At 63.0% G+C, this 7720-nt stretch carries 1 protein-coding gene and 1 pseudogene; both read right to left on the bottom strand.

Features of this window, described 5'->3' with window-relative positions; genetic code table 11:
- Window positions 1-115: 115 nt before the first annotated feature.
- Window positions 116-6565, bottom strand: a complete 6450-nt coding sequence (locus G4D83_RS44950; protein ID WP_163871131.1) for an RHS repeat-associated core domain-containing protein — start codon at window positions 6563-6565, stop codon at window positions 116-118.
- Between the two features lie 586 nt (window positions 6566-7151).
- A pseudogene (locus G4D83_RS44955) lies at window positions 7152-7532 on the bottom strand (IS4 family transposase); the annotation flags it as partial.
- Window positions 7533-7720: the final 188 nt, after the last annotated feature.

A 7720-nucleotide genomic window follows, 5' to 3' on the forward strand; every position in this document is an offset into this window, starting at 1 on the left:
CGTCGCACGCATCCTCACCGCCGTGATGAGTCTCAGGAAGCAGGAGCGCAACGTGCTCGACTATCTCACCGCCTCCGTCGAAGCTCAGCTCCACGGCACTCCCGCACCCTCACTGCTACCCGGCACGTAACCTCAGTTCACCTTTCCGCCGGCCTGCGCCGTGAACGGTTACGATCCAGGTTCCCCGGATACCCTTAACCTGATCACCAAAAGTATCCATGGCTTCCCTGAACATCACACTGCCTCTCGGTGTACCGGGCACGGCTTTTATCCAAAGGTCGACGAACCCGTCTTTACCCAGTTGGGCCATTACTCCGCCGCCCCCATGTGCGTGGGCGGTGAATTCAGTGACCCCCTTGGCTGCGCTCTTCGCGGCCTTGGCCATGGCAACACCAGCCACCGCCACGCCACCCACCTTCGCAGCCAAGGCAGCACCCTTGATGGCATCCCCGATTCCCGGCACGGCACCGACGAGAGACAGTCCCGCCTCTCCCCAGTTACCCTGAGAGGCGCTGATCCCCGCGCTGGCGATATCGAAGGCAATGCCAACCACCGGCAACATGCCTCCTATATCCAGAGCGAACTGGAGTCGCTCCATCGACGACATTCCGTTTCGGAACGGCGGCTCATCACCCGACTTCACCTTCGAAGGCGTAGCACCGTTATCGTCTGCGGACGGTGGCCCCGCGATGACACTTGGCTTGTCTCCCGAGCCGGTGCCCTTTCCAGTGCTCTTTCCAGACTCTTTCTCCGGGCACTTTTTCTCGCAGAACGTGACCGCGGTCCCCCCCGGGATCCTCTCGACCTTAGCGGAATAGTCCGGCTCAGGGGGAGGGGGTTCCTTCGGCGCCATCAGGAAACCGCTGGGGTCCGTCCAACGCAATGGATTGTTCTGGACGTAGGAGTATCGATTGTACGACTGCCCGGCCAGGGGGAACTGAACGAACGGGTCCCTGCTCAGGAAGCGCCCCGTGCTCGGGTCATACATTCGCCCCTTCATGTTGATGAGCCCCAGCTCATCCTCCTGCTCATGCCCCGTGAACCCCCACTTCACCGACGAGACAGGCGCGGACAGCGCCAGCGCCGGATTCAGGGGGTCGGCTCGAGCACCGAAGGGGTCATACTTGTGATGACTGACGACCAAACCTGATTGGTCCGTGACCGTCTCCACGGAGCCCAGGTGGTCATGATGGAGGAAGACCATGTTCTCGCTCGTGAGAGCATTTCCGGATTCCCTCCACATCTCCTGGGCCACCACCCGACCTTCCGCTGAGATGTGATGGGCATGGAAGGTCTCGCTCCCCACCTTGCGCCGTTCGTAGAGACCCTCGACGTAGATGGTCACTTCACCGCTGGACGTCTGCTTGTAGGCGCGCTGGCGCCCCGCCGTGTAGCCCAACAGGGTTTCATCCGCCCCCTTCTGGATACGCCGAGGCAGGTTGAAGGTGGTGTATTCCACCTGTCGACCCGGCCCCGTTATCTCGTTCCCGTGGACATCATACGTGTAGTTCCCGAGCGTCGAGCTCGTGACGGCATAGGGTCCGAAGTGCAGCGAGGTGTTGTACGTCAAGGAGATGGGCGTCCCATCTCCCTCGAGGACATCGCGACCCAGGAAGTTGCCGAGGTCGTCATAGCGGTAGCGATGCGACGACTGCCTCCCCTGCGCATTGACCGTCCAGCCCGTGAGCCGATCCAGATGGTCGTAGCCAAAGTCCTCGATGACGTTCGCGCGCTCGTCCGTGCGGGACGTGAGGTTCCCATCGACGTCGAACTCATAGGCGAGCGCCTGGATGGTCTGCAGCTGGCTCCCTCCCTGGTACTTCGAGTCGATCCGCTTCAGGACACCTCGGACCGGGTCATATTCTCGCGAGGAGGTCACCGCGTTTCCGAATCGCTCCGCGGTGAGCTGTCCCAGAGCATCGCGCCCCTCCGCGGCCCAGACGGTGAACTCCTGGGTGCCAGGCTCGTAGATGCGATCGAGGAAGCCCGAAGCATTGTAGCCATACTTGACATGCATCCGACGACCCGCGCCGGCTGCCACCGCCGGATAGCGCATGCCCGAGGGCCGCCCCAAGGAGTCATACTCGCGCGACACCGTGAAGGAGTCCCCCAGGATGCTCCAGGTGCTGTCCTTCAATCGCCCGAGCTGGTCGTAGACATAGGCGGAGGACACCGCATCTGGACTCAGGGTCGAAGCCAGACGCCCGATGCCCTTGCCTGGAGCCGTGTCCCACTCGAAGCGGGTCTCACCCTCCACGTCATTGACCCGGGTGATTCTGCCCAGACGGTCCCGAGCGAAGGTGGTCTCCCGGAAGCCTGAGTCCCAGGATTTCGTCACCTCTCCCCATGCGTTGTACTCGGTCTCGGTGAAATGGACTCGTCCACCCGAGTAGGGCTCGAACTCCCGGGTCTGCCGGCCCAACAAGTCATAGGAGGGCGTCAACGCATGTCGCGCGACCCCATCCACGAGTTGCTGAGTCAGCGTCACCACACCAAAAGGCCCATAGCCGTAGCGCATCTGGAGGCGCTTTCCATCGGGCGCGACGTCCGTGCTTTCGGAGACACGGCCCAGGACATCACTGTCGATGACGTGGAGGTTGCGCAGCGCGCTCCAGTGCTCGACCCGCCTCGCGGAGTGCTTGAGTTCGACAAAGCTCCCATCGGGATATCGCTCGAAGAGCAGACGCCCCAGCTTGTCGTACTCGAAGCGCGTGCTCTGCGGCAGCTCCGCGTCTCGATAGGGCTTGAAGACACGACTGACACGCCCCTGCTCGTCGTACTCCATCACTCGGTGGACGGTTTCTCCATCGAACCCCTTCTCCTCGACCCAATAGGGCCGCCCCAGCCGGTCATACGTGACGACGCTCTGCCCTCCGCCCGAGGTTGTCATCGTGAGGCGAGCGTTGTTGTTGAGCCTCCCGTAGCGCAGCTGGCCACTCGAGCCATCAGGGCGTTCCTCCGCGCGAATCCGCCCGAAGCCGTCGTACTTCATCCGGACGACGACATCGTTCGCGTCCCTCTCCGCCACTTGGACTCCCAGCCCCACGTGCCAGGCCATCCACGTCCGCTGTCCAATCCCGTTCGTGATGACCGCGGGAAAGGTCCCCTCTGCCTCGTAGGCAAGCGCCGTGGAGCGACTGCGACCTCCCCAGTCGTACTCGCGAAGGTAGACGACCCGGCCCTGCGCATCCCGGTCATAGTACGTCCGCAAGTAATACTGAGCTTCGGTAGGCTCATGAATCTCGCTCGCCATCATTCCCGTCGTCGCGTCGTATGTGTACTCCATGCGACGCGTCGCGCTCTGGCCCGTGGACGTGGTGTTCGTCACGCGCTGCCAGCGCTGCTGGCCGATCAACCAGGTCGACGTGGTGTTGTCGTGACCAGCCTCGACCACCACCTCATCGCCGGTGAGTGCACCTCCATACAGGGACTGGGACCGACGACGGGTCAGGTTCCCGTAATCGTCGTAGGTCATGGTCAACCGTTGCCCGAACGTCAGCAGGGCGTCGTTGCGCGACTGTCCCGGGAGCATCTCCAGTTGCACTTCATCGACGGTCGCGGGGACGAGGGAGTGCGCCGTGGTCCCCGGCTCGACCATGAACTGATACGTCGAGGTGCGCTCGACACGATGCTCCACGCCGTCCGCGGTCTTGACTCGCGTGAGTTCGAAGGTGGGGCGTCCCGCGTAGGGGTAGGCGGTCCCCACCCGGTAGTCGAGCGAGTCGTAGTTCGTCACGCTGACAGCCCCCGTCTGCCAATCCTCGATGACTCGCTGCCTGAACCCCAGAAAGCCACGGCCCTGGAGGTCCATCCGCGCATCATCGAAGGTGTACTCATAGACGTTCTCCCAGCCGAACCCCTTCTCGACCAGGTGCTTGGCCACGACCTGCAGCCCCTTCACGGGCCTCGTGATGGGCAGGCTGGGATTGAGGTAGAATGAGGGCTCGTACAGCTTGTAGACGAAGCCCAAGTGCCCTCCCATCCCATCAAAGACGGTTGCGAGAAGGTCAGGCTGGACGTCCCTGCGCCGGTAGAGTTTTAGCACGCCATTCTCCACCTGCAGGATGTCGGTCTGGCCATCGCCATTCGCATCCAAGGTCCGGTGGAGCTTGAAGCCGTACACCGCCATGTCGCCCAGCGGCACATCGAGCATCCTGGGCGAGAACGTCCCGTCCGCCTGTCCCTCCAGCACGAGCCAGTGCGTGCGTGACGAGATGCTGTTCGCGACGAAGAAGTCCTGGCGACCATCCTTGTTGAAGTCGCCCACTCGGATTCCGTAGTCCGTGCTCGGGCCGTTGTAGTCGGTGGGCCCAAGCCAATGCAGCCCTGAGGCGAACACCTGTTGCTTCGCGGGAAGGAAGCCATTGCCCGTGTTGATGAAGATGGAGATGTTCTTCCCCTCGACATAGTCGATGCTTCCTCGCTCGATGCGGACCGCGTCCGTCAGGTCATCACCGTTGATGTCGAGGAACCAATAGGGCGACTCCCCCGAGGTCGTCCGCTTGAGCGTCGTCCGGAACAGCTCGGGCAGGTTGTTCTCGCCCAGCATCAGGGCGGTATAGCGGAAGGGGTCGGTGCCCGGGTCCTTCACGAGGAACGCGGTTCGCCCGCTGCGGTCGACCGCGGCGGCATAGGCCTTGTCCTCCTGTCCCGCGGTGAAGGCCACCATGGGCCAGTCCTGATAGGCGCCCAACTGCCCCTGTGTGTTGAGCCGGAAGCCCCAGACGTTGCCTAGGGCGCTCGTCTCGATGGACCGGATGCCCTCCACGAGGCCATCTCCGTTCAGGTCCGCCAGATAGAATGCGGGGTAGGCCGAGCCCGTCGCCCACATCGTGGGCGCCTCATGCGCGGACTGGTCTTCTCGCGTGAACCCCGCCCCGTTGGAGCGATACACGTCGTAGAGAACAGTGGAATCCGTGAGCTTGACGAGGTCCACCCTGCCGTCCATGTCGAGGTCCGCGGGACGCCCGGTCCGACTGGCGGTCGGGGCGAGGCTGGGCGCGAGTCCCGCGAGCTGCGGAGGACCAAAGCCCTCACCCGTGCTCAGGCGGTACCGCCACACCCCCTGCGGCGGCCCATTGGTTGGGTCCACATAATCCCGATAGAGGATGTCGTCCTTTCCATCGCCGTTCAAATCGAGCGTATCGATGTTCCACAGGGTCTCGGCGGCATCGCCGGTCCCACTCGCGGCATCCGTGATACCCGTGTCGAACGCCGTGAAATCACTCCCCGTGGTCGTGGTCCACCCCATGGTCGCGGGCTCCATGCAGACCCCCTGACCATCACACTCCTGAAGGCTCGCCAGCAGCGTGGCGCCGGTCGTCTCTGACGTGCTGTAGGCCAACCGGTAGTCACGAAGCTTCGCGTTCCCTCCGGGCGAAGGCCCCCACATCTCGACCCGCGACAGGAGCTTGCGGCGGCCCAGCTTGAAGCCCGCGACATATTCCGCCGTCGGGTCCGCGCGTTCGGAGTACGAGAAATAGATGGTGCGAGAAGGCTGAGGCCCACCCGGCGCCATCGACCCCGTATACGAGATGACCGAGGGCAGCTGTTCCACCGCATGCTCCGGTGCCGCCCCCACGAGCAGGTCGTAGGAGACCTGCAACGTGTTCCCCACCCGGTCTCGCATTCCAGACACCGACCACGCCTGGCGCACGTCCTGGGAGTCGTCGACGAGCGTCCCCGAGGTCCCCGTGGGCGTGACGTGGACCCGCTTCCCTTCGACCCGAGAGCCCGGGCCAGCGCCATAGCTGAGGATGTTTCCATCCTTGAGCCAGACCTCGAAGGTCGTCGGGCCGAGGCCATCCGGATTCATGGAGACAACCTTGGCGAAGCGGTTGCTCTCGGTACGGTACTCCGTCAGATGCCCCCCATACGGGCCATTCACGGCGACAAGCCGTGAGCCGTCCAGGCAGAACCGGTCCGTCGTGTCGAACTTGATGTCTCCAGCGAATCCATCCTGCGCGATGGTGCGGGTGCACCGCGAGATGCTCGAGAAGCCACTCAGGCTCCACCCCTTGCCGAGGAAGCCATTGCCTGACCGGCTGTGATATTCGAGCGAAAGGCTCGGCTCCATCCCCAGGCGTCCCGGAGGAACCCAGAGCGGAATGGAGAAGGTTCCTGCACCGTCCGAAGTCACATCCGAATGGATGGACATCCTGCCCGCGGCTTTTCCCGTCCCGACGTCCACCTCGGTAGGAACGATGTCCGTGGAAGTCGCTCCAAGATCCGAGCAGGACGTGCAGGTGGGCTCGATGGCGAACTCAGGCTCACCGACACCGGACGCCGCCTGCCATCGCGCCGCAGCGTACTGGCGCGCCGTTTGGAGCGACAGTCCCGCGGAGACGTAGATTCCATCGAACTGGCAATCCGGAGCGGGCGCTTCGCCATGACTGCTGTGGCGGCAGATCGCAAGGTTTCCATCCGGTCCCGTGCCACATGCGGCTGATGCCTGCCTTTTGTAGCAGCGCATCGAGAAGAACCAGCCGTCTGAACAGATCTTCTGGGCATCCGTGGTGCCAATGGGCCAGCAGGCCTGCTCCAGGGCCTGGGCTGTCGCACCCATTTCTCCCGCGGTCCCCCCTTGACTCGGCGCCAGAGGGTTCGGGCCCTGGGTTGCACGCGACGAAAGCCCCGCCCAATACGGCGAGAACCACACTCCTGATCCAATTTTTCACGACACCTCTCATGTGCCCCATCACTTGAGGCCCTGCCATCATCGGGATGAAGCGACACGCACCCGTACGGACGGCCCTTCCGGGCACTCACGCACGGCGTACACGCCAAGGAACGACAACGCTCGGTCTCAACGACAACTCGCCTGCTGGATTCTCCCTCACAGCGCTCGCACGGACCGAGCAGAGACTACTTTACAGTTCCAGTCTGACACTGACGACAGGAAATAGAATGAACCGTCGCCCTGCCATGAACTCATGCGGGAAACATGAGCAAACAATGGCTTGACGGAAACGACGTCCGCACTCGATGCCGACGCCATCCCAATCAAAGCACAATCAGAATTTTCGGCAATCCCCGCAAGGAACGACCATTCCACTTCCTGCCTCAACTCCAACTTGCCCAGTCGCAGTGAGGGATGGATTCAGCGGCAGCACCGCCTGGCCGCCGTGACCTGAGGAATCCCCTCATCTGAATCAGATAAGCCCGAAGGCGTCTCGGAACACGATGTGCTCGCGGACGAGTTGCCCGAAGCGCTCCACCAACGGGCGGAGTCGTTCATCGCTCATGCGTGGCATGGCCATGAAGTAGTAGCTGCCCTGAGTGCAAAGCGAGTGGGTGCGCTTCTTCACGGTGTTCACCTTCAGGTGCTTGTCGTAACCAAGCGCCTCGCCTGCGGCCCCCAGCAACGTCAGCAGCACTTGCGCCAACGCGCTGATGAGCAGCAGCCTGTCTCTGCGCTCCGGTGTCTTCACGCGCACCTGCTTGAGGCCCATTCCGAACTTGAGGTCCTTCACGTCCCGGAACGTCTCCTCGATGGTGAATCTCCGGGCGTAGACGTCCAGCACCTCTTGGGCCGTGGCTCCGGTTTTGAAACGGTCGTGTCCCTATAAGTGTGTAGATGGCGAGGAGGGACGGGCGGGAAAGAGGGAAGCTCCTCGGTGAAACCAACCGAGACGGTCCTCCTTTGGCGAGGAGGCCGAGGAGTTCCCCGCCGTGAACGATACAGACTTTGCCCCGCCCTCGCACGAGGAGGTGCGCACCG

This window comes from Myxococcus eversor (assembly GCF_010894455.1).
GTDB classification, from domain to species: Bacteria; Myxococcota; Myxococcia; order Myxococcales; family Myxococcaceae; genus Myxococcus; species Myxococcus eversor.